This is a genomic window from Streptomyces sp. NPDC057950, from assembly GCF_042887295.1.
Lineage (GTDB): Bacteria > Actinomycetota > Actinomycetes > Streptomycetales > Streptomycetaceae > Streptomyces > Streptomyces kaempferi.
Genome location: NZ_JBHVPP010000002.1, coordinates 94,420 through 117,646, shown reverse-complemented (window position 1 = coordinate 117,646; position 23,227 = coordinate 94,420). Strand labels below are relative to the sequence as shown.

Below are 23,227 nucleotides of genomic sequence, written 5' to 3'. Positions count from 1 at the left end.
GCGGCGGATGCCTGGCTGAGCAAGCTGGGCGGGTTGCGTGATGTCGTACGACAGGAGCTGGTGGCCCGGCAGCTCGACGAGCAGATAGCCGGGCGGTTCCCGGTCGGGCAGCGCCTGCGGGTGCTGGACGTCGGGATGGGCCAGGGGACGCAGGCGCTGCGGCTGGCCCGCGCCGGGCACCAGGTGACCGGCCTGGAGCAGGACGGCCGGATGCTCTCCGTCGCCCGCCGCGCGCTGGCCGCCGAGCCCGAGGGCATCCAGGGCCGGGTCCGGCTCATCGAGGGCGACGGCCGGGACACGGGGGTCCACTTCCTGCCCGGCAGTTTCGACGTGGTGCTCTGTCACGGCGTGCTGATGTACGTCGAGGAGCCGGACCCGCTGGTCGCGGGGCTGGCGAGGATGCTGGCCCCGGGCGGGCTGCTCTCGCTGCTGGTGCGCAACGCCGACGCGCTGGCCCTGCGGCCGGGGCTGGCCGGGGACTGGTCGTCGGCACTGGCCGCGTTCGAATCCGACGCGTACGTCAACCGGCTCGGGCTCGCCGTCCGCGCCGACCGGCTGGCCACGCTGACGTCGACGCTGGCGGGGATCGGGGCGCCGTTGCACGCCTGGTACGGCGTGCGGGTCTTCACGGACGGCGCGCCGGACGGGACACCCGTTCCCGAGGACGTGGAGAGTCTGCTGGCCGCGGAGGAGCGGGCCGGACGGACCGATCCCTACCGTCAGGTGGCGGCGCTGCTGCACCTGTGCGGCGTACGGGGCTGAGGGCACGGGCGGGTCGCCGGAGCCGGTTCCGGTGGCCCCGGCGACCTCTACCGGCCTACTCGGGCTCGGCGTGCAGGCTCATCGGCCCGTAGATCTGCGTGCTGTCCTCGAAGAGGAACACCTGGTCGGCGCCGCCCGCCAGGAGGTCCTTCCACACCTCGCCGATCCAGGACTCCGCGTCCCCCTGCGTGGTGAACTCCTCGGGCTCCACCGCGGGTTGGACCTCTGTCCCGTCGGCCTTCTCGAACCGCCACGTCCATGCCGCCATGTACGCCTCCCAGGTATGAGCACACTGCACAGCGGGAGCCCGACAAGATCCGGCTCCCGTCCGAAGCCTAGCCGGGCGCGCAAGACCTGCGGGGACACGGAAAAATCATCTCCGTGGAACTGACTCTGCTCGGCACCGGCGCCCCTGAGGGCCTGCCCCGCCCCGACTGCCCCTGCTCGTCCTGCGCGCTCGCGCTCGGCGAAGACGCGCGGGCGGCCACCGCGCTGCTCGTGGACGGCACGCTGCTGCTCGACCTGACACCCGGCGCGGCGTTCGCGGCCGCGCGCGCCGGGCACACGCTCGGTGGCGTACGGCAGGTACTGCTCTCGCATCCGCACGACGGACCCGCCGTCGAGGTGCCCGCGGGACTGCCCCAGCCCGTGCGGGTTCCTGACGGCAGCGAGTTGACCCTGCTGACCGGGCACCGGGTGCGGGCGGTGCCGATGGACGCGCCGGGCACGGGATACGCGGTGACCGGGCCGGACGGACAGCGGCTGCTCTATCTGCCGCCGGGCGCGGCCCCCGCCGGACTCGACGCCGACGGCGGCTCGTACGCCATGGTGGCGGCCGACGTGGTGGGGCGGCCGGACGCGCTGGCGAAGCTGCGGGCGGTGGGCGCCGTCGGACCCACGACGGACGTGATCGCGGTGCACCTCGACCACGAAGTGCCGCCGGGCCCCGAACTGCGGCGCCGGCTCGCGGCGGCGGGCGCCCGCGCGGTGCCGGACGGGACGACGCTGGACGTGGGCGTCTACGAGGACGTACCGGACGTGCCGCGGCGCACCCTGGTGCTCGGCGGCGCGCGCTCCGGCAAGTCCGTCGAGGCCGAACGGCGGCTGGAGTCCTTCCCCGACGTGCTGTACGTGGCGACGGGCGGCACCCGGGGCGGGGACGACGAGTGGGCGTCGCGGGTGAGCGCGCACCGCGAGCGGCGCCCAGGCTCGTGGCGCACCACCGAGACCTGCGACCTGGTCCCGCTGCTGGCGGAGGAGGGGCCGCCACTCCTCGTCGACTGCCTCTCGCTGTGGCTGACGGACGCGATGGACTCCGTGAACGCCTGGGACGACGCGGAGTGGGCCGGCGGCGGCGAACGCGCGCTGCGCGCCCGGGTCGAGGAGCTCACCGCCGCCGTCCGCGACACCCGCCGCACCCTGGTCGCCGTCTCCAACGAGGTCGGCTCCGGCATCGTCCCGGCCACCTCCTCCGGGCGCCGCTACCGCGACGAACTCGGGCGTCTGAACGCGGGGTTCGGGGCGGAGTGCGAGCACCTGCTGCTGGTGGTGGCGGGGCAGGCGCTGGTCCTGCGGGGCTGATCGCGGTTGCGTCCCGGGCTCATGCCCGTCTGCGGGCGATGATCCGGTACGCGTTCGAGAAGCGGGTGCGCCGGAGGAGGGGGGCGACGGCGTGGTCCAGGACGGAGGCCGAGGCGAGCAGCGGGGCCGACGCCCCGGTCAGGACGGTGTGCAGCCGGCGCCGCAGCGCGGTCGGCGGCGCCGGACGCCAGGGGGCGTCGAGGTCGGGCACGACCCGCCCGAGGGCGAGCGCGAGGGCGCCCGCGAGGTCGTACGGGATGTGCGGTTCGCGGCGGTCCGTCGTGACGATCTCGCAGCCCAGCGACTCCAGTTCGGCCAGCAGGTTGGGCAGCGGCATGAGGTGGAGGTGGCGCGGCTGGCCGTAGGACACCCACCACTTGCCCAGCAGCGCGCCGAACGCGCAGTCGGGGTCGGGGACTTCGACGAGGAGGTGTCCGCCGGGCCGCAGGACCACCAGGGCGGCGCGCAGTTCCTCGCGCGGGTCGGGGGTGTGCTCCAGATGGTGGAACATGCTGACGACGTCGTAGCGGGCGCGCAGCCGGCCGGTGATCCGGGGGTCGCCGAGCCGGCCGCGATGGGCCTCCTCGACCCGCCCGGCCGCCCTCGCCTTCTCGACGCGGCGGGTGGGGTCCAGTCCGTCGAAGGAGGTGTACGGGTGGACCTCCTTGGCGGCGGCCGGGAAGTAGCCGTGCCCGGTGCCGACGTCGAGCCAGCTCTCCGGTTCGGCGTACGGCAGCAGCGCGCGGGCGGCGGCGCGGTGCCGCCCGCTGCTGCCGCGGGCGCCGAGGAGCCGGTCGGTGAGGCTGTCGAGCGTCTCGTGGAAGTCCCGGTGGTAGAAGGCCAGGCCCTCCGCCGTGAGCCGGGGGTTCTGGAAGGCGTGGGCGCAGTCCCCGCACTCGTCGACGACGAACGTGCCGGGCTTGCGCTGGACGAGGTCCGGCGTACGCAGCCGGGTGCGCAGCCGGTTCGAACCGCACCACGGGCAGTCCTCCCGGCGCGGTTCGTGGAACCGGTCGGTGCCCCGGGCGAGTTCGGCCGCGTAGGCGGCGCGGTGGTCGTCGGTCGGGGGCGGTGTGGGGGGCATGGGCGCTCCTGGAAGGGGAGGCGGGGCGACGGACCGGGCATACGACAATCCGACACAAACGGTACGTATCGGATGGCGTTCCGGGGCGCAACGACGTGGCGCGGACGTGTTCGATCGGTGCCGGTACTGTTCGGCGAATGAGCTCGCTTAATCTCGACGACTTCACCGATCTGATCGAGCGCCCCGACGGCGGGGTGCGCCGCGACGCCGAGGCGCGCCGGGAGCGCCAGACCGTGCCGCCCGGAGCGCTGGGCCGCCTCGACGACCTGGGTGAGTGGCTGGCGGCGGCGCAGGGCGCGGTGCCCGTGCGGCCGATCGAGCGTCCGCGCGTGGTGCTGTTCGCGGGCGACCACGGGATCGCCGGACTCGGTGTGTCCGCGCGGCCCGCGGGCACCGCCGACCGGTTGGTGCGGGCGGTCCTGGAGGGCGCGAGCCCGGCGGCGGTGCTGGCGCGCCGGCTCGGCGTCCCCGTCCGCGTGGTCGACATGGCGCTGGACTGCGACCCCGCGGAACTGCCCGCCGAGGTCGTACGGCACCGGGTGCGGCGCGGTTCGGGACGCATCGACGTCGAGGACGCGCTGACCGCGGAGGAGGCCGAGGCCGCGTTCCTGGCGGGTGTCGCGGTCGCGGACGAGGAGGCGGACTCGGGTACGGACCTGGTGGTGCTCGGCGATGTGAGCGTCGGCGGGACCACCGCTGCGGCCGTGCTGGTCGCGGCGCTGTGCGGGACCGACGCGTCAGTCGTCACCGGGCGGGGCGGGCGGGCCATCGACGACCTCGCGTGGATGCGCAAGTGCGCGGCCGTGCGGGACGCGCTGCGGCGGGCGCGGCCCGTGCTCGGGGATCAGCTGCAGTTGCTCGCGGTGGTCGGCGGGGCGGACCTCGCCGCGATGACCGGGTTCCTGCTGCAGAGCGCGGTACGCAAGATGCCCGTCGTGCTCGACGGGGTGGTCTCGGCCGCGTGCGCCCTCGTCGGGCAGCGGGTCGCCTTCCGGGCGCCGGACTGGTGGCTGGCCGGGCAGAACAGCGGCGAGCCGGCCCAGGCGAAGGCGCTGGACCGGATGGCGCTCGAACCGCTGCTCGACCACGGGGTCACGGTCGGCGAGGGCGCGGGGGCGCTGCTGGCCCTGCCCCTCGTCCAGTCCGCGGCCGCACTCGCCGCGGAGCTTCCCGTGACGCCCGAGCCCACACCCGAACCCGAGCCCGAGCCCGAGTCCGCCCTCGAGTCCGAGTCCGCACCCTCCGGCGAGGAGTGACCCGCCGGGGGCCACGCAACCCCCTGCCCTCCAGCGGTCACCCCTGAGGGCGCGGGCACCCCGAGGGGATGTGTGTGGGGAGGGCGCAGTCGTTCGGCTGACGGCCGGCGTGGGGTGCTCGCGCGGTTCCCCGCGGTCCCTGAGGGGCGCGCTGCCGGGTGGGCGCCAGTCGGCCGGCCGCGGGTGGGGGCGATCGCGCCCGGCCGCGCCCGCCTCCCGTGAACCCACCCCGCAACAGCCCCCGCACCGACCTTCCCCCGCGCGGAGCACACCGCCCCATATCATCGCGCATTATGGGAGATGCCCGAATTGCCGTCGCGCAGGAGCGGCCCCCGGCCCGTCAGGTCGAAGGGGACCGCGGGTCCACCGGGGCCTCACGCAGAGCCGCCGGTTTCACCGTCTGGTACCTGCGTGCGGTCACGTTCATCAACTTCCTGAGCGCCGCGTGGCTGACGCTCGGCCAGGACGTGCGGCGCCACAACACCGAGAACCTCTTCACCCCGTACCTGCTGACGGCGGGATTCGCCTCGGGCGTGTTCACGATGTTCCTCGCCATCACCATGCGCCGGCGCAAGCGGGCCGCATGGATCCTGAACTTCGTCCTCAGCGGGCTCTTCCTGCTGCTGTTCGCCGTCGCGATGGCGTTCCCGGAGATCCGTCAGTACGCCCAGAACTGGATCTCGCTCGCACTGACCGCGGCGTTCGTCGCCTCGCTCGTCGTGGGCCGCCGCGAGTTCTACGCGAAGGGCGACCGTTCGAACCCGAAGCTCGCCGCCGCCGTCGCCACCGGCGGTCTGCTCGTCTGCTCACTGCTCGCCGCGCTGCTGGTGACGGTCACCAACAGCGCGCACGACGCGTCCCGTTCCACGTTCGCGGAACGCTGGCGCTACGGCACCCTGCGGCTGGTCTCGGTCGCCGCCGACGACTCCCGCTTCCACGGGCTGGAGATCGCCAACTGGGTCAACGTCACCATCAACGTGCTCAGCACCCTGCTGGTCCTCGCCGTCTTCTACGCGGCCTTCCGGTCCCGCCGCGCCGTCGACCCGCTCACCGAGGACGACGAGAAACGGCTGCGGGTCCTGCTCGACAGGAACGGCGACCGGGACTCGCTCGGATACTTCGCGCTGCGCCGGGAGAAGAGCGTGGTCTGGTCGCCGACCGGCAAGGCCGCGGTGGCGTACCGGGTCGTCGGCGGGGTCTCGCTGGCCTCCGGCGACCCCCTGGGCGATCCCGAGGCGTGGCCCGGCGCCATCGAGCCCTGGCTCGCCGAGGCCCGCGCGCACGGCTGGATCCCGGCGGTGATGGGCGCGAGCGAGGAGGCCGGGACCATCTACTCCCGGCACGGCCTCGACGCTCTGGAGCTGGGCGACGAAGCCATCGTGGAGACCGCCGAGTTCACGCTCGAAGGACGGGCCATGCGTACCGTCCGGCAGGCATACAACCGGGTGAAGCGAGCCGGGTACCGGGTGCGCATCCGCCGCCATGACGACATCCCGGCGGACGAGATGGCCCACCTCCTGGAGCGTGCCGACGACTGGCGCGACGGGGCCACCGAACGCGGGTTCAGCATGGCCCTGGGACGGCTCGGCGACCCCGACGACGGACAGTGCGTGATGCTCGAATGCACGGACGGCGAGGGCGAGTTGAGGGCGCTGCTGTCCTTCGTGCCCTGGGGCCCGCGCGGGCTCTCCCTCGACCTCATGCGGCGCGACCGCGACTCCGAGAACGGGCTGATGGAGTTCATGGTGATCGAACTCCTGCGCCGCGCCCGGGACATCGGGATCACCCAGGTCTCGCTCAACTTCGCCATGTTCCGTTCCGTCTTCGAACGTGGCGCGCGACTGGGCGCGGGCCCGGTGCTGCGGCTGTGGCGTTCCCTGCTCAGTTTCTTCTCGCGCTGGTGGCAGATCGAGTCGCTCTACCGCGCCAACGCCAAGTACAGGCCGATCTGGGAACCCCGGTTCCTGCTCTTCGAGAAGAGCGCGGACCTGCTGCGCATCGGTGTCGCGTCGGCCCGCGCGGAAGGGTTCCTGGAAGCTCCGGGACTGCCGAAGTGGCTGCACCGCAAGCACCTCGAGTCGCATAGATGAACACACTCGCCCGCCTGGCCCGCGCGGAGTGGGGACCGCTGTTCCTCACCGTCCGCGGGGCCCTGGAGGCAAGGCGCCTGCGAGCGATCCCGGTGACCCTGGGAGCCGTTCTCCTGACGGCTCTCCTGCAGTTCGCGCAGAACCAGCCCTGGGGCTACGGGTTCGTCCAGGACATCGGCTCCGTACAGGCAGACGAACCACTCGGGCTCGCTCTGCTGCGCACCCCGCTCTCACTCTTCGTACCGGCCCTGGACCTTCCGGTATGGGGTGCGCTGATCCAGATCCTCGTGGTGTTCGGCATCGCCGAGATCTGCCTGGGCTGGTGGCGGATGCTGGTCATCGCGTACGCCGCCACTCTGGCCGGCACGCTCTACGCGCGTGTCGCGGTCATGCTCGGCCCGGACCACCCGCTGGGACTGCCCGCGACGGACGCGCGGGTCGTGGACACCGGGCCCTCCGCGGCCGTGGTCGGTCTCGCCGTCTTCGTGGCCTGGCGCTATCGCGCGTACGGGACGGCGGCGGTGGTGATCGTGTCCATGGCCGTCGAGGTGACGGTCAAGGGGAACCTCGCGGGCCGGGAGCACATCGCCGCACTCGCCGCGACCCTCGTGCTCTGCGGGATCTCCGCGCTGCGCCGCCGACGCCGGCGGCGTCACCGGCGCCCCGGAGGCAGCCGGGCGGGCAACGGATCCGGTTTCCCGCCGATCAGGTCCTGAAGTCTGCGACGCGGGCCCGCCCAGCGGCGGTCGTGGTGGTAGGCGCGCAGCATCGACCTGGCCCGTGCACGCGGCCGTGCGCGGTAGAAGCGCCTGGCCCACGGCGAGGACGGCCGGGCCAGCCGGACCGCTCCGATCAGGGCGAGGAACGGGACGATCACGCCGAAGATCGCCATCCGGGCCTTGCCCTTGCCGAGGGCGAGCAGGGCGAAGAGGAAGTTCACCGCGACGCTGACGATGACACCGCCGCGGTCCTGCACCTCCTGCTCGCTCAGGTCGTTGACGCCGAACGGCAGGAATCCGCCGAGCACGAGCCCGACCAGGGCCGCCGTGATCAGCACGACCTCGACGCTCTTGCGTCCCTCCTCCGTCCAGTACACGTCGTCCAGGTGCAGGATCAGCGCGAACTCGTCCAGCACGAGCCCCGCGCCCATCCCGAACACCACGGCGAACGCCGACGCACCGAAACCCGGCCGGACGCTGGCCACCGCGCCGAAGCCGCCGACCACGGTCAGGACGACACCCGGGACGACGTGGTGGATGTGCAGTCCGCCCGCCTTCACGTTGCCGAACGGCCCCTTGCCCGCGCGGATGAGCCGGACGATGACACGGGTGATCACAAAGGTCAGCACGAAGGAGCCGAGCGCCAGCAACAGCGGCAGTTTCCCCGGCTCGATGATGTTCCGGTGCAGCCAATGACCCATATCGGGCACTTTATCCATGCCTTCTGTCCCCGGCCGCCGTACCCGCCCGCCGCCCTCCCGGGTAACCTGCGCCGGTGTCCCCGACCCCTGTCTCACACGGCCTGCGCTTCGCCTTCGGCACCCTGACCGTGCTCCCCGTCGAGGTGACCCGCTGGGACCGCGAGGCAGCGCGCGCCGGAATGCTGTGCGCCCCCGTGGCCGGACTGGTCGTCGGGGCGGGCGCGGCCCTGGTGGGCGTGGCGCTGCTCGCGACGGGCGGGGGCCCGCTGCTCGCCGCCGTCGCCACCGCCGCCGTACCCGCGGCGCTCACCCGCGGCCTCCACCTCGACGGGCTCGCCGACACGGCCGACGGCCTCGGCAGCGGCAAGCCCGCGCAGGACGCGCTGCGCGTCATGAAGCAGTCCGACATCGGCCCGTTCGGCGTGATCACGCTGCTCTTCGTCCTGCTCGCCCAGGTGGCCGCGCTCCACCAGGCCTACGAGTCCTCGTGGGCGCGGGGCGTGCTCGCGACCGTCGTCTCGGCGACCGCGGCCCGGCTCGCCCTCACCCTGGCCGCGCGCACCGGGGTGCCCCCGGCCCGCCCCGAGGGACTGGGCGCGGCGGTCGCGGGCACGGTGCCGGTGCGCGGCGCCCTGCTGGTGGCGCTCGCGGTCGTCGCCGCGGCGGCCGGCGCGGGCGCGCTGCTGGGGACGTACGACCTGGTCCGCGCCGCGGTGGCGGTGGCGGCCGCCTGCGCGGCGGCCGAACTCCTGCTGCGCCACTGCACGCGCCGCTTCGGCGGTGTCACGGGCGACGTCTTCGGCGGCCTCGCCGAGACGGCGGCGACCACCGCCCTGGTCGTGTTCTGCCTCGGCTGACCGGCGGTCACGAGGCCGCTCCCGGCAGGCCCCCGCCGACCACGAGGCCGAAGTCCCCGGCGCCCCGGGGGTTTTGACCGACGGGCCGGCCCCCACCACCCCCCTGTGCCGCTCGCGGGGGCGAACAGCAGGGAGGGGGCGCGTTTCTCCGGGCGGGCTCCGCGGCACGCGCGGCCTGCGCCGGTTAGCGGGGCCGGGCCGACCGGGCGCACCCGTCGGCATCGGGTGGACGACCGGTGAAGTTACTGTGGAGCCGCACGCGACGCACGGGCCGAAAGCCTCCACCCGCGCACCGGATCTCCGGGGCGCAGGAGCGGCGGACGGCCACCGCGCCACGGAAGGGTGAACACCCCACGACGCAGGGGCGGTCTCCCCCGCGTAGGCTCTTGTCGAATGCCCTCCCGGCCCCACCGCAGGCACCCCTCCGCTGCCAGAGCTAAGGATCGATGCCGGGCCCGGTCGACCCACCCAGATCGGCCACTGAAACTCAATGGAAGCGAGAATTCACCACCGTGACTGCTCTGACTCTCAGCACCGCCGCAGCGTCCGGCCTGCGGGCCGACGCGATCGTCGTCGGTGTAGCCAAGGGCGCCAAGGGCCCGGTCCTCGCACCGGGCGCCGAGGCCGTGGACAAGGGGTATGACGGCGCGCTCGCCGGCATCCTGGAGACCCTCGGCGCGTCCGGCGGCGAGGGCGAGGTGACGAAGCTGCCCGCGCCGTCCGGCTTCAAGGCGCCCGTCGTCGTGGCCGTCGGCCTGGGAGCGGTCCCGGACAAGGACGAGGCGTTCGGCGCCGAGGTGCTGCGCCGCGCCGCCGGTGTCGCCGCCCGCGCGCTCGCCGGTGCCAAGAAGGCCGTCCTCGCCCTGCCGATCACGGACGCCGCCGACGTGGGCGCCCTCGCGGAGGGCGCGGCGCTCGGCGCGTACGCCTTCGACGCGTACAAGGAGACCGGCAGGTCCGGCAGCGCCGCCAAGAACGGCAAGGCCCCGCTCGTCGAGGTCGCGCTGCTCGGCGGCAAGCCCCGTGACGCGGCGCACAAGGCGGCGCTCGCGCGCGCCACCGCCGTGACCGAGGAGCTGAACCGCGCCCGCGACCTCATCAACACCCCGCCGAACGACCTCACCCCCGAGGCCTTCGCCGCCGTCGCCGCCGCCGCCGGCAAGGAGCACGGCATCAAGGTGCAGGTGCTCGACGAGAAGGCCCTCGAAAAGGGCGGCTACGGCGGCATCCTGGGCGTCGGCGCGGGCTCGGCCGCCGCTCCCCGCCTGGTGAAGCTCTCGTACACCAGCCCCAAGGCGGCCAAGCACCTCGCCTTCGTCGGCAAGGGCATCACCTACGACTCGGGCGGCATCTCCCTCAAGCCCGCCGGGCACAACGAGACGATGAAGTGCGACATGAGCGGCGCGGCGGCGGTCTTCGCCGCCGTGGTCGCCGCCGCGCGTCTCGGCCTGCAGGTCAACGTCACCGGCTGGCTGGCGCTCGCCGAGAACATGCCGTCCGGTTCCGCCACCCGCCCCGGTGACGTGCTGCGCATGTACAGCGGCAAGACCGTCGAGGTCCTCAACACGGACGCCGAGGGCCGCCTCGTCCTCGCCGACGCGCTGTGGAAGGCGTCCGAGGAGAAGCCCGACGCGATCATCGACGTGGCGACGCTGACCGGCGCGATGGTGCTGGCCCTCGGCAACCGCACCTTCGGTGTCATGGCCAACGACGACGCGTTCCGTGCCTCGATCGTGGAGGCCGCCGAGGAGGTCGGCGAGGAGTCCTGGCCGATGCCGCTGCCGGAGCACCTGCGCAAGGGCATGGACTCCCCCACCGCCGACATCGCGAACATGGGCGAGCGGATGGGCGGCGGCCTGGTCGCCGGTCTGTTCCTGAAGGAGTTCGTGGGCGAGGGCATCACGTGGGCGCACCTGGACATCGCCGGGCCCGCGTTCAACGAGTCCGGGCCGTTCGGCTACACCCCGAAGGGTGGTACGGGGTCGGCGGTGCGGACGCTGGTGCGTCTCGCCGAGCTGACCGCGGCGGGCGACCTCGGTTAGTCCGCTCCGCGGCCACGGGTGATCCGTGGCCGCTCGCGCAGGGCCCCGCGCCCCTGCCGGGAACCCCACGGCCCCGGGCGACGTGTCGCCCGGGGCCGTTTTGTCCGTAGGAAACCGGACAGTGGGACGTCTCACACACCGGCCCGGCGTCTCGAACGCCTCCGACAAGTGCGAAGATGGGTTCTCGGCAGGACAGGGCCCGAACCACAGGGCCGAAGAAGAGCGGCCGGACACCAGCCGCCGACCGGTCACTGGAGACCGGCGTGGCGCACATGCATGGAGGACGTGACGTGGCGAACGACGCCAGCACCGTTTTCGACCTAGTGATCCTCGGCGGTGGTAGCGGTGGTTACGCCGCGGCCCTGCGCGGAGCGCAGCTGGGCCTGGACGTCGCCCTGATCGAGAAGGACAAGGTCGGCGGTACCTGCCTGCACCGGGGGTGCATCCCCACCAAGGCCCTGCTGCACGCGGGCGAGATCGCCGACCAGGCCCGCGAGAGCGAGCAGTTCGGTGTGAAGGCCACCTTCGAGGGCATCGACGTCCCGGCCGTCCACAAGTACAAGGACGAGGTCATCACGGGCCTGTACAAGGGCCTGCAGGGACTCATCGCGTCCCGCAAGGTGACGTACATCGAGGGAGAGGGCCGCCTGTCCTCCCCCACTTCCGTCGACGTCAACGGCCAGCGTGTCCAGGGCCGCCACGTCCTGCTGGCGACCGGCTCCGTGCCGAAGTCGCTGCCGGGCCTGGAGATCGACGGCAACCGCATCATCTCGTCCGACCACGCGCTCGTCCTGGACCGCGTCCCGCAGTCCGCGATCGTGCTCGGCGGCGGCGTCATCGGCGTCGAGTTCGCCTCCGCGTGGAAGTCCTTCGGTACGGACATCACGATCATCGAGGGGCTCAAGCACCTCGCCCCTCTCGAGGACGAGAACTCCTCCAAGCTTCTTGAGCGCGCGTTCCGCAAGCGCGGCATCAAGTTCAACCTGGGCACCTTCTTCTCGAAGGCCGAGTACACCCAGAACGGTGTCAAGGTCACCCTCGCCGACGGCAAGGAGTTCGAGGCCGAGGTCCTGCTCGTCGCCGTGGGCCGCGGCCCGGTCTCGGCCGGTCTCGGCTACGAGGAGCAGGGTGTGGCCATGGACCGCGGCTACGTCCTGGTCGACGAGTACATGCGCACGAACGTGCCCACCATCTCCGCCGTCGGCGACCTGGTCCCGACGCTCCAGCTCGCCCACGTCGGCTTCGCCGAGGGCATCCTGGTCGCGGAGCGGCTGGCCGGTCTCAAGACCGTCCCGATCGACTACGACGGCGTGCCGCGGGTGACGTACTGCCACCCCGAGGTCGCCTCCGTGGGCATCACCGAGGCCAAGGCCAAGGAGATCTACGGCGCGGACAAGGTCGTCGCCCTGAAGTACAACCTCGCCGGCAACGGCAAGAGCAAGATCCTCAAGACCGCGGGCGAGATCAAGCTCGTCCAGGTCAAGGACGGTGCCGTGGTCGGCGTCCACATGGTCGGCGACCGCATGGGCGAGCAGGTCGGCGAGGCTCAGCTGATCTACAACTGGGAAGCGCTGCCCGCCGAGGTCGCCCAGCTCATCCACGCCCACCCGACGCAGAACGAGGCGCTCGGCGAAGCCCACCTGGCCCTCGCGGGCAAGCCGCTGCACTCGCACGACTGATTCCGCCCCGGCTGTACTCAGTCACCGCGTCGCCCCTGGGCGCGACGACCACAGACTTCCGCACCTTCCCCAGGCTCTCGACTCCGCTCGGGCAGCAGGGGAGACCCATTCGTAAGGAGCAACAGAAACCATGCCGGTTTCCGTAACCCTTCCGGCGCTCGGCGAGAGCGTCACCGAGGGCACTGTCACCCGCTGGCTGAAGGCCGAGGGCGAGCGCGTCGAAGCCGACGAACCGCTGCTCGAGGTGTCGACCGACAAGGTCGACACCGAGATCCCCTCCCCCGCCGCCGGTGTGCTCGCCTCCATCAAGGTCGCCGAGGACGAGACGGTCGAGGTCGGCGCCGAGCTGGCCGTCATCGACGACGGCACGGGCGCGCCCGCCGCCGCCGCCGCTCCGGCCGCCGAGCCCGAGGCCGCCCCGGCCCCCGCCGCTCCGGCCCCGGCCGCCGAGGCCCCCGCGGCTCCGGCGCCCGCCGCCCCTGCCGCCCCCGCCGCTCCGGCCGGTGGCGCCACCGGTACCGACGTCGTGCTGCCCGCGCTGGGCGAGTCGGTCACCGAGGGCACCGTCACCCGCTGGCTGAAGCAGGTCGGCGAGGAGGTCGCGGAGGACGAGCCGCTGCTCGAGGTCTCCACGGACAAGGTCGACACCGAGATCCCCGCGCCGGTCGCCGGCGTCCTGCTGGAGATCGTGGTCGGCGAGGACGAGACCGCCGAGGTCGGTGCCAAGCTCGCCGTCATCGGCGCCCCGGGCGCGGCTCCGGCCGCCGCTCCGGCTCCCGCGGCTCCGGCTCCGGCACCCGCCGCTGCCGCCCCGGCCCCGGCCGCCCCCGCGGCTCCGGCGCCCGCCCCGGCCCCCGCCGCTCCGGCCGCTCCGGCTCCGGTCCAGGCCGCCGCTCCGGCTCCGGCTCCGGTCCAGGCCGCCGCTCCGGTCGCGCCCGCCGCTCCGGCTCCCGCGCCGGTCGCGCCCGCCCCCGTCACCCCGGCCCCGGCCCCCGCCGCGACCTCCGGTGACGACGGCGCCTACGTGACCCCGCTGGTGCGCAAGCTCGCCGCCGAGAACGGTGTCGACCTGGCCGCCGTCAAGGGCACCGGCGTCGGTGGCCGCATCCGCAAGCAGGACGTCATCGCCGCCGCCGAGGCCGCGAAGGCCGCGGCCGCCGCTCCGGCTCCCGCCGCGGCCGCCGCTCCCGCCGCCAGGAAGGCCCCGGTCCTCGAGGTCTCCCCGCTGCGCGGCCAGACCGTCAAGATGCCTCGCATCCGCAAGGTCATCGGCGACAACATGGTGAAGGCCCTGCACGAGCAGGCGCAGCTGTCCTCGGTCGTCGAGGTCGACATCACCCGCCTGATGAAGCTCCGCGCGCAGGCGAAGGACTCCTTCGCGGCCCGCGAGGGCGTCAAGCTCTCCCCGATGCCGTTCTTCGTGAAGGCGGCGGCCCAGGCGCTGAAGGCCCACCCGGCCGTCAACGCCCGGATCAACGTGGACGAGGGCACGATCACCTACTTCGACTCCGAGAACATCGGTATCGCGGTGGACTCGGAGAAGGGCCTGATGACTCCGGTCATCAAGCACGCGGGCGACCTCAACATCGCCGGTATCGCCAAGGCGACCGCCGACCTGGCGGGCAAGGTCCGGGCCAACAAGATCACCCCGGACGAGCTGTCCGGCGCGACCTTCACCATCTCCAACACCGGCTCGCGCGGCGCGCTCTTCGACACGATCATCGTGCCGCCGAACCAGGTCGCGATCCTCGGCATCGGCGCGACGGTCAAGCGTCCGGCCGTCATCGAGACGGAGGAGGGCACGGTCATCGGCGTCCGCGACATGACGTACCTGACGCTCTCCTACGACCACCGTCTGGTGGACGGCGCCGACGCGGCCCGTTACCTGACCGCGGTCAAGGCGATCCTGGAGGCGGGCGAGTTCGAGGTCGAGCTCGGCCTGTAGTCCCACCCCGGCGCACGCGACGCCCTCGTCCGGAACCTTCCGGACGAGGGCGTCGCGCGTGTGTCCTACGCGAACGGCCGCGGACGGCCGCGGACGGCCGCGGGCGCGCATCCCCGGCCCGTCCGGCGTTCGAGGACCAGCCGTTCGGGCGAAGCGGGAGCCTGGCGGGCCGAGGCCGTGTAAGTCTCGTCTCACCTGCGCGAAAGCGCCCCCGTGCGCCTCTCTCCGGCAGCGGTGCGGCCTTATTGTCTAAACGTCAAACGCCCTTGGGTCCCGCTCGCCGCCCGGTCACCACCCCCTCAACGAGGCCCTTCGGGCCGCACTATTGGATCCAGAGCCCCCGCCGAAGGAGCCCTCATGACCGCGCCCGTCGTCCACTCGCTGCGCGAACAGATCCGCGAGCACATCGTGGAGGGGATCGTGAGCGGGCGCTGGAAGCCGGGCGAGCGGATCGTGGAGCGGCGGATCGCGACCGAGCTGGAGGTCAGCCAGACCCCGGTCCGGGAGGCGCTGCGAGAGCTGGAGTCCCTGCGGCTGATCGAGTCGGCGCCCAACAAGGGCGTGCGGGTGCGCAACCTCACGGCCGCCGACCTGGAGGAGAGCTACCCCGTACGGGCCGGTCTGGAGGCCATCGCGGCCGAGCTGGCGGCGGAGCGGCTCGCCCAGGACTGCTCGGCGCTGGAGCCGCACGTCACCGCGCTGTACGAGGCCGACCGGCTGTCGGACGGAACCGGCCAGGTCCGTCATACCGTCGCCTTCCACCGGGAGCTGGTGCGTGCCGCCGGCAACTCCGTCCTCCTGCACACCTGGGAGGGCCTGGGCATCGAGGTCTTCACGGCGCTGTCGATCCGCTGGCTGGGGACGGTCCAGCAGTCCTACGCGGAGGAGCACGAGGCCCTCGTGGACGCTTTCCGGCGCCGGGACCCGCTGATCGCGGAACTGGTGAAGGCGCACGTCCTCGGCTGCGCGCCGCGGCCCTGACACAGGGGAGCGCGGCCATGCTCACCTGCGAGAATCCCATGAATTCAAGGCACCCGGTGCCTGTCACCGAGGCACCCCGTGCCGACTTTCGCCCGACGAAGAGGTTTTCGGCCGGTTTCCTTTGATCGATCATCGATCAGGGAGTTAGAGTCGTCGCGGGCTCACACCAGAGCCCTTGAGCCCTGTCCTGCCAAAGACCAAGGGCGACCCCGAACCCTTACCGATGAGGGAACCCCCTTCGACTCCGGAAGGCGGCGCAATGACCGACCCCACCGCAATCCAGCCGAGCGAGCTCGACCAGCTCCCGGACCGCGACCCCGAGGAGACCGCCGAATGGCAGGCCTCACTGGACGCCGTCACCAAGGCGGCCGGGCCGCACCGTGCCGCCTACCTGATGCGCCGCACGCTGGAGCGCGCCGAGGGCAACGGCCTCGCGCTGCCCAAGCTGCTTGAGACCGACTACGTCAACACCATCCCCACCGCCGCCGAACCCGTCGTGGACGGCGACGAGGCGATGGAACGCCGGATCACCGCCTGGAACCGCTGGAACGCGGCCGCGATGGTGACCCGGGGCGCGAAGCACGGCGTGGGCGGTCACATCGCCACCTTCGCCTCCGCGGCCTGGCTCTACGAGACGGGCTTCAACCACTTCTTCAAGGGCAAGGAGGGGGACGGCTCCGGCGACCAGCTCTACATCCAGGGCCACGCCTCCCCCGGCATCTACGCCCGCGCCTTCCTCGACGGCCGCCTCTCCGAGACGCAGCTCGACAACTTCCGCCAGGAGGCGGGGGGCAACGGCCTGCCGTCCTACCCGCACCCGCGCCGGCTGCCCTGGCTCTGGGAGTTCCCGACGGTCTCGATGGGCCTCGGCCCGCTGTCGGCGATCTACCAGGCGCGCTTCAACCGCTACCTCACCAGCCGTGGCATCAAGGACGTCTCGCAGTCCCACGTGTGGGCGTTCCTCGGCGACGGCGAGATGGACGAGCCGGAGTCGACGGCCGCACTCGCCCTGGCCGCGCGTGAGGGCCTGGACAACCTGACCTTCGTCATCAACTGCAACCTGCAGCGCCTCGACGGCCCGGTCCGCGCCAACTTCAAGATCGTGCAGGAGCTGGAGGCCCAGTTCCGCGGCGCCGGCTGGAACGTCGTGAAGTCCCTGTGGGGCAACGCCTGGGACGAGCTGTTCCGGCTCGACACCACCGGCGCGCTGGTACGCAGGCTGCGCGAGGTACCCGACGCCCAGGTGCAGACGTACCAGACCCGCGACGCCGCCTACATCCGCCAGGACTTCTTCGGCGCCGACCCGGCGCTCGTCGAGATGGCGAAGCTGCTGAGCGACGACAAGATCACCGAGTGCTTCCACCTCTCCCGCGGTGGCCACGAGTCGCGCAAGGTGTACGCCGCCTACCGCGCCGCGCTGGCCCACAAGGGCGGACCGACGGTGATCCTGGCCCAGACGGTCAAGGGCTTCACGCTCGGCACGGGCTTCGCGTCCAAGAACGCCAACCACCAGATGAAGAAGCTGTCCGCGGACGAGTTCAAGCAGATGCGTGACCTGCTCGAACTGCCCATCTCCGACAGCCAGTTCGTCGACGGTGTGGTTCCCTACGGCCACCCGGGCGCCGACGCCCCCGAGGTCCGCTACCTCCAGGAGCGCCGCGCGGCCCTCGGCGGCCCGGCCCCCGCCCGCCGCACGCACCCGCTCGCCCCGCTGCCCGCCCCCGCCGACAAGGCGTTCGCGTCCTTCGACAAGGGCTCCGGCACGCAGAACGTGGCGACGACGATGGCCTTCGTCCGGCTGGTCAAGGACCTCGTCCGCGACAAGCAGAGCGGCAAGCGCTGGGTGCCGATCGTCCCCGACGAGGCGCGCACCTTCGGCATGGAGAGCCTCTTCCCCTCCCTCGGCATCTACTCGCCCAAGGGCCAGACGTACGAGCCGGTCGACCGCGACCAGCTGATGTACTACAAGGAGGCCAAGGACGGCCAGATCCTCAACGAGGGGATCACCGAGGCCGGCTCCATGGCGGACTTCATCGCCGCGTCCACCGCGTACGCCACGCACGGCGAGGCGATGATCCCCTTCTACATCTTCTACTCGATGTTCGGCTGGCAGCGCACGGCCGACCAGATGTGGCAGCTCGGCGACCAGCTGGGCCGCGGCTTCCTGGTCGGCGCCACGGCCGGCCGTACGACGCTGACGGGCGAGGGCCTTCAGCACGCCGACGGCCACTCGCCCGTCATCGCGGCGACCAACCCCGCGGCGCTCAGCTACGACCCGGCGTTCGCGTACGAGGTGGCGGCCATCGTCAAGGACGGTCTGCGCCGTATGTACGGCGAGACCGCGCCGGGCGAGGACCCGAACGTCTTCTATTACCTGACGGTCTACAACGAGCCGATCCCGCAGCCCGCGAAGCCGTCCGGGCCCGGTGTCGACGAGGGCATCGTCAAGGGTCTGTACCGCTTCAACACGGCCGAGTCGGCGGGCCTGTCCCCGGCCGCCAACGCCGCGCGCGTCCAGCTGCTGGCCTCCGGCACGGCGATCCACTGGACCCTGGAGGCGCAGCGGCTGCTCGCCGAGGAGTGGGGCGTCGCCGCGGACGTGTGGTCCGCGACGTCCTGGACCGAGCTGCGGCGCGACGCGCTGGAGGCCGACGCGGCGCTGCTGCGCGGCGAGGAGCGGGTGCCGTTCGTCCGCCAGGCGCTGCACGGCGCCGAGGGCCCGGTGCTCGCGGTCTCCGACTACATGCGCCAGGTACCGGACCAGATCGCGCAGTGGGTCGAGCAGGACTGGTCCTCGCTCGGTGCCGACGGCTTCGGTCTCTCGGACACCCGGGTGGCGGCCCGCCGTCACTTCGGCGTCGACGCGCAGTCGATCGTCGTCGCGGCCCTGGCGCAGCTCGCCCGCCGCGGTGAGGTCAAGACGTCCGCGGTGAAGGAAGCCCGGGAGCGCTACGGCCTGTAGGACCTGTGGTTCCTCCCGGCGAGGGGGTACGGCGGACGCCGTACCCCCTCGCCGTCGTTTCCGCCCCCGGCTCGCTGTCGGTGGCGCCCGGCATGATGAACCCATGCGTGCTGCCCGCCTGATCAAGATGGTGCTGCTGCTCCAGTCACGGGCGTCGATGACCGCCGCCGAGCTGGCGCGGGAGCTGGAGGTGTCCGAGCGGACCGTCGCGCGGGACGCCGAGGCACTCTCGGAGGCGGGCGTCCCGGTGTACGCGGACCGGGGGCGGGCGGGGGGCTACCGGCTGATCGGCGGCTACCGCACCCGGCTCACCGGCCTGGCACGCGGCGAGGCGGAGGCGCTCTTCCTGAGCGGGGTACCCGGGGCGCTGCGTGAGATGGGTCTGGAGGACACCGCGTCCGCGGCCCGCCTGAAGGTCTCCGCGGCCCTGCTGCCCTCCCTGCGGGACGCCTCACGGACGGCGGCGCAGCGCTTCCATCTGGACGCGCCCGCCTGGTTCAGCGAGCCCAGGGCGCCCGAGCTGCTGCCGCCGGTCGCGGACGCGGTGTGGGACGACCGGCCGGTCGTGGCGCGTTACGGGCGCGCCGGGGCGGAGGTGGAGCGGACGCTGGAGCCGTACGGGCTCGTGCTGAAGGCGGGGGTCTGGTACCTGTGCGCGCGGGTGCCGGAGGCGGGGACCTTCCGGGTGTACCGGATCGACCGGTTCACCGAGGTCCGTCCCGGCGAGGAGCGGTTCCGGCGGGACGAGGGTTTCGACCTGCCCGCGTTCTGGGAGGAGCGGGCCGAGCAGTTCGCCCGGTCCATCCTGCGGGCCGAGGCCGTCGTACGGCTCTCCCCGGACGGCGTACGGCGTCTGCCGTACGCCGTCGATCCCACGGCGGCGAGGGCCGCCCTGGGCGGGTGCGGTTCCCCCGACGAACGGGGGTGGGTGACCGTCACTCTCCCCGTCGAGTCCGAGGAGGTCGCCCATACGCAGCTCACGGGGCTCGGGCCGGAGGTGGAGGTGCTCGCCCCCGCGGCCCTGCGCGAGCGCTTCACCGCGGACGCGGCGCGGCTGGCGGCGCTCTACGCGTGACGGGGCCCGCGAAAGCACGCCGCACCTGCCGGTTTTACCGTCGGCATGTGCGCGCATAACAATCTGCGGCACTCCGCGTGCGTCACTCCCGTTCAGGCCCGATGCTTGACCCGTGATGGACGAGACGGAGTTCTGGGAGCTGGTGGACACGACCCGCGAGGCCGTCGAGGGCGACCCCGAGGACCACGCCGACCTGATCGTCGAACGGCTCGTCCAGCGGGACCCGGACGTCGTGCTCGACTTCGCCCGTCACTTCGAGGCCCGCTACAACCGCGCCTACCGCTGGGATCTGTGGGGCGCGGCGTGGGTGCTGCTCGACGGGGCGAGCGACGACGCCTTCGACTTCTTCCGGTGCTGGCTGATCGGCCAGGGACGTGAGGTCTTCGAGGGGGCCATGCACGACCCGGACACCCTCGCCGAGCTGCTGGACGACTTCGACGAGGATCTCGACGGGGACGGCGAGGAGCTGGGGTACGCGGCGGACGAGGCGTACGAGCAGCTCACCGGGGTCGTCGCGCCCGACCTCGGGATTCCTCCGGCGTCGCCGGAGCCGGAGGGGACGCCGCTCGACTTCGAGAACGAGGGGATTCTCGCCGAGCGGTATCCCAGGCTGTGGGAGCGCTTCAGGGGGTGAGCGGCAGGGTGGGGGTGCTTGCCTGCGACGTACCTGTCGTACCCGCCATACCTGCCGTACCCGCCACAGCCGCCGTACCCGCCGTACCTGGGGGCTGCCGCCCCCGGCCCCCCGGCCCCCCGGACCGGAACCATCCGGCGCGGGCCCGCACATCCAGCCCGTCCGGCGTTTGAGGACGAGCCCTTCGGGCGATGCGGGGTCCAGGGGGCGCAGCTCCTTGGCGGGGTCCGGGGCGGTGCCCCGGGAACGGACGGGCCGGACAACGGGCAACAAGCAACAAGCAACAAGCGCGAGGAAACCCGGCGGAGCCTCAGCGCCGGCCCTGCAGAACGGCGGCCCTCGTACGGATCGCCGGCAGGCGAGCCGTCAGCGCCGCACCCGGACACGTGGTCATGAACCCGGCGTTGTGACCGGCCAGCGTCGGCAGCACCGCCGCGGTACCCACGGCGTACCGACTGAGACTGTTGCTGGACACCAGCCGCACGGTGCCCCGCGGATCCACGTCCGCGAGCCCCAGCTTCCACGCGGCGAGCGCGGCGATCGCCTCGGTCATCGCCGGCGGCACCACCGCCCCCTCGGTGAACGTACCGATGGCCGCGATCCCCGCGGTCCGGTGGTTGAAGCCCTGGGTGTGGGCACCGGTGACGGCCCGGTCGACCCCGCCCGCGCGCCCCTCGTAGATCGTCCCGCACCGGTCGACGAGGAAGTTGTAGCCGATGTCGTCCCAGTTCCGGGCGCCGGTCTGCCCGGCGTAGAGGTACCGGATGATGCGGGGCACGTCGGCGCAGTCGTACGCGTTCGGCGAGTCGGTGTGGTGGACGAAGACCGCGACGACCCGGTCGTCGTAACGCGGCGGCGGCTGGCTGTGCGCGGTCCGGGCGTCCAGCCAGCGCCACCGCGGCACGATGGTCGGCCGCACGGCTGTGTGGGCGGCGGGCCGCACGGCGGCCGGAGGCGCGGCGGTGCGGGAGCGGCCCACCGCGCCGTCCACTCCGAGGGCGCACAGGACGAGTGCGAGCACGGCGAGCAGCCCGGAGACACACCCGAGCACGATCAGCGTGGGCCGTGTCGCCCACCGGCCCCGCACCGGGCGGAACGTCGCCCACCAGTTCCCGCTCCACACCGGCCGCGACGTCACCGATTGTCCCCGTATCGACACCGCTCGCCGCATCACCGCCAGGCCCCGCACCCACACCGCCCGCGACCTCACCGACCGTTCCCGTACCCACACCGTCCGCGACGTCACCGCCAGGCCCCGCACCCACACCGCTCGCCCCGTCACGGCCAGGCCCCGCACCGGGCGGCACGTCACCCACCAGGCCCACCAGTTCCCGGTCCACACCGGTCGCCGCGGCAGCCACCACCGCAGCCACAGCGGCACCCACCCCAGCACATGGCGAAGTCGCTCCCCGCCTGATTCCCGCGATGCCCCTCGCGCCCTCCGGACGACACGCATGCCCTCACCCTCGCCCGGATCCGCCCGCCTCGCGATGTGCACTGTGCCACCCGGTGGAACCATCTCCCTGGTCCGGAGCGTTTTCACAGTCCGACGCACGCGTGGTCCCCTCGCGGGACCACGCGCGCGTGCCTGATCACTGAGCCCGCCCCGCGCGTACTAAGGGGCCCTAGAGAAAGGCGGCTCCGTGGACCTGCTCGACATCCTGCTGATGCTGGTGATCCTTGCCTACGCGGCGTCCGGCTACCGGCGCGGCCTGGTCGCCGGCTGCGTCTCGCTGGCCGGGTTCGTGGGCGGCGCGGTCATCGGCGTATGGGTGCTGCCCTGGATGATGGACCTGGTGACGCCGGGGACGTCGGCGGCGACGGTGACGGCGGTGCTGACGGTGCTGGTACCGGCCGTGACGGGCCACGAGCTGGCGGGCCGGCTCGCGCTGAAACTGCGCCGCGAGCTGGACCGGGGACCACTGCGGGTGGCGGACGGGATCGGCGGCGCCGCGGCGAACACACTGGCCGTGCTGCTGGTGGCCTGGGTGGCGGCGAGCGTCCTGGGCGCCTCCTCGTCCACCCTGATCACGCAGTCGATCCGCGGTTCGGCCCTGCTGGGAGCGGTGCAGAAGGCGATGCCGGACACCACGCCCACCTGGTTCTCGCGGGCGACCTCGGCGCTCACGGAAGCGGGCTTCCCGCAGGTCTTCAACCCGTTCGAGAACGAGCCGACGGCGGGTGTCGCCAAGCCCTCCGGGGACAGCGTGACCGAGTCCGCGTCGACCGCCGCCAAGCTGAGCACGGTGAAGATCGAGGGCGCGGCGGGCACCCAGGGCCGGGAGGGCAGCGGGTTCGCGTACGCGGCGCAGCACGTGATGACCAACGCCCATGTGGTGGCGGGCATCGACAACCCGACGGTGCGGGTGGGCGGCGTGGGCCGGGTGTACTCGGCTCGTGTGGTGTTCTTCGACCCGCGGAAGGACGTCGCGGTCCTGTACGTCCCCGGTCTCCGGGCGCCGGTCCTCCGCTTCGACACGAGCGCCGCGCGCGGCGACTCGGCCGTCGTCGCGGGCTATCCGCAGGACGGCGGTCTCGACCTCCAGGCGGCGACGGTCGCGAACCAGATCAACGCGCGGGGCCAGAACATCTACAACACCGGCACCGTCACCCGGGAGATCTACTCGATCCGCTCCACCGTCCGCCCCGGCAACTCCGGAGGTCCGCTCCTCACCACCGAGGGCAGGGTGTACGGGGTGGTCTTCGCCCGCTCGACCTCGGACAACGAGACCGGCTACGTCCTGACGGCGGACGAGGTCGGCGGCGACGCGCGGCGGGCGGCGCGGGCGACGACGCCGGTGGACACGGGGGACCTGGTCACCTCGTGAGGCGGGCCGAGCCCGGTCGGGGGCGCGGCAG

18 protein-coding genes are annotated in these 23,227 nt (G+C 72.9%); 14 read left to right on the top strand and 4 right to left on the bottom strand.

Annotated elements, in window-relative coordinates:
• Positions 1-60 precede the first annotated feature (60 nt).
• Complete coding sequence (locus ACFVTC_RS04735) at positions 61-762, top strand: bifunctional 2-polyprenyl-6-hydroxyphenol methylase/3-demethylubiquinol 3-O-methyltransferase UbiG (protein ID WP_168527765.1); 702 nt, start codon at positions 61-63, stop codon at positions 760-762.
• A gap of 55 nt (positions 763-817) precedes the next feature.
• Here ACFVTC_RS04735 and ACFVTC_RS04730 read toward each other — a convergent pair whose 3' ends face one another.
• Complete coding sequence (locus ACFVTC_RS04730) at positions 818-1,030, bottom strand: hypothetical protein (RefSeq protein WP_168527766.1); 213 nt, start codon at positions 1,028-1,030, stop codon at positions 818-820.
• Positions 1,031-1,143: 113 nt separating this feature from the next.
• Here ACFVTC_RS04730 and ACFVTC_RS04725 point away from each other — a divergent pair, with 113 nt between their 5' ends.
• Positions 1,144-2,343 carry a bifunctional adenosylcobinamide kinase/adenosylcobinamide-phosphate guanylyltransferase gene (locus tag ACFVTC_RS04725; RefSeq protein WP_390123941.1) on the top strand — a complete coding sequence of 400 codons (1,200 nt, stop codon included), beginning with the start codon at positions 1,144-1,146 and terminating at the stop codon, positions 2,341-2,343.
• 19 nt (positions 2,344-2,362) lie between these two features.
• On the opposite strand, the gene ACFVTC_RS04720 is transcribed toward ACFVTC_RS04725, so the two are convergent.
• Positions 2,363-3,427, bottom strand: a complete 1,065-nt coding sequence (locus tag ACFVTC_RS04720; protein WP_390123939.1) for a class I SAM-dependent methyltransferase — start codon at positions 3,425-3,427, stop codon at positions 2,363-2,365.
• Between the two features lie 137 nt (positions 3,428-3,564).
• Between ACFVTC_RS04720 and cobT the strand changes: the two genes are divergently transcribed.
• The 3 genes from cobT to ACFVTC_RS04705 all read left to right on the top strand — a co-directional run bounded on the left by cobT (position 3,565) and on the right by ACFVTC_RS04705 (position 7,489).
• A complete protein-coding gene (gene cobT / locus ACFVTC_RS04715; protein ID WP_390123937.1) occupies positions 3,565-4,683 on the top strand; it encodes a nicotinate-nucleotide--dimethylbenzimidazole phosphoribosyltransferase in 1,119 nt (372 codons plus the stop codon).
• A 293-nt stretch (positions 4,684-4,976) separates the two neighbouring features.
• Entirely contained in the window at positions 4,977-6,773 is a 1,797-nt protein-coding gene (locus tag ACFVTC_RS04710; RefSeq protein ID WP_390123935.1) for a phosphatidylglycerol lysyltransferase domain-containing protein, read from the top strand.
• Complete coding sequence (locus ACFVTC_RS04705; RefSeq protein ID WP_390123933.1) at positions 6,770-7,489, top strand: hypothetical protein; 720 nt, start codon at positions 6,770-6,772, stop codon at positions 7,487-7,489. Before ACFVTC_RS04710 ends, ACFVTC_RS04705 begins: the two co-directional genes overlap by 4 nt.
• On the opposite strand, the gene ACFVTC_RS04700 is transcribed toward ACFVTC_RS04705, so the two are convergent.
• Entirely contained in the window at positions 7,426-8,193 is a 768-nt protein-coding gene (locus ACFVTC_RS04700) for a hypothetical protein (protein ID WP_390123931.1), read from the bottom strand. The genes ACFVTC_RS04705 and ACFVTC_RS04700 overlap by 64 nt on opposite strands.
• 74 nt (positions 8,194-8,267) lie before the next feature.
• Here ACFVTC_RS04700 and ACFVTC_RS04695 point away from each other — a divergent pair, with 74 nt between their 5' ends.
• From ACFVTC_RS04695 to ACFVTC_RS04660, 8 genes are all read left to right on the top strand, one after another.
• The gene (locus ACFVTC_RS04695) at positions 8,268-9,050 is read left to right on the top strand and encodes an adenosylcobinamide-GDP ribazoletransferase (RefSeq protein ID WP_390123929.1); all 783 of its coding nucleotides are present in this window, start codon (positions 8,268-8,270) and stop codon (positions 9,048-9,050) included.
• Positions 9,051-9,562: 512 nt separating this feature from the next.
• Complete coding sequence (locus ACFVTC_RS04690; protein ID WP_390123927.1) at positions 9,563-11,092, top strand: leucyl aminopeptidase; 1,530 nt, start codon at positions 9,563-9,565, stop codon at positions 11,090-11,092.
• A 290-nt stretch (positions 11,093-11,382) separates the two neighbouring features.
• Positions 11,383-12,771, top strand: a complete 1,389-nt coding sequence (lpdA, locus tag ACFVTC_RS04685; RefSeq protein ID WP_168527772.1) for a dihydrolipoyl dehydrogenase — start codon at positions 11,383-11,385, stop codon at positions 12,769-12,771.
• 130 nt (positions 12,772-12,901) lie between these two features.
• Positions 12,902-14,716 carry a 2-oxoglutarate dehydrogenase, E2 component, dihydrolipoamide succinyltransferase gene (gene sucB, locus ACFVTC_RS04680; RefSeq protein ID WP_390123925.1) on the top strand — a complete coding sequence of 605 codons (1,815 nt, stop codon included), beginning with the start codon at positions 12,902-12,904 and terminating at the stop codon, positions 14,714-14,716.
• Positions 14,717-15,073: 357 nt separating this feature from the next.
• A complete protein-coding gene (locus ACFVTC_RS04675) occupies positions 15,074-15,697 on the top strand; it encodes a GntR family transcriptional regulator (protein WP_168527773.1) in 624 nt (207 codons plus the stop codon).
• Positions 15,698-15,956: 259 nt separating this feature from the next.
• Entirely contained in the window at positions 15,957-18,659 is a 2,703-nt protein-coding gene (gene aceE / locus ACFVTC_RS04670; RefSeq protein WP_390123923.1) for a pyruvate dehydrogenase (acetyl-transferring), homodimeric type, read from the top strand.
• A gap of 103 nt (positions 18,660-18,762) precedes the next feature.
• Positions 18,763-19,734: a helix-turn-helix transcriptional regulator gene (locus ACFVTC_RS04665; protein WP_390123921.1), complete on the top strand. Its 972-nt coding sequence runs from the start codon at positions 18,763-18,765 to the stop codon at positions 19,732-19,734.
• A 115-nt stretch (positions 19,735-19,849) separates the two neighbouring features.
• Positions 19,850-20,368, top strand: a complete 519-nt coding sequence (locus ACFVTC_RS04660; RefSeq protein ID WP_390124697.1) for a DUF4240 domain-containing protein — start codon at positions 19,850-19,852, stop codon at positions 20,366-20,368.
• A 310-nt stretch (positions 20,369-20,678) separates the two neighbouring features.
• Here the strand turns inward: ACFVTC_RS04660 and ACFVTC_RS04655 are convergent, their stop codons facing one another.
• Positions 20,679-21,455: a peptidoglycan recognition protein gene (locus ACFVTC_RS04655; RefSeq protein ID WP_390124695.1), complete on the bottom strand. Its 777-nt coding sequence runs from the start codon at positions 21,453-21,455 to the stop codon at positions 20,679-20,681.
• A gap of 556 nt (positions 21,456-22,011) precedes the next feature.
• Between ACFVTC_RS04655 and ACFVTC_RS04650 the strand changes: the two genes are divergently transcribed.
• The gene (locus ACFVTC_RS04650) at positions 22,012-23,196 is read left to right on the top strand and encodes a MarP family serine protease (protein WP_390123919.1); all 1,185 of its coding nucleotides are present in this window, start codon (positions 22,012-22,014) and stop codon (positions 23,194-23,196) included.
• The last annotated feature ends 31 nt before the right edge of the window (positions 23,197-23,227 follow it).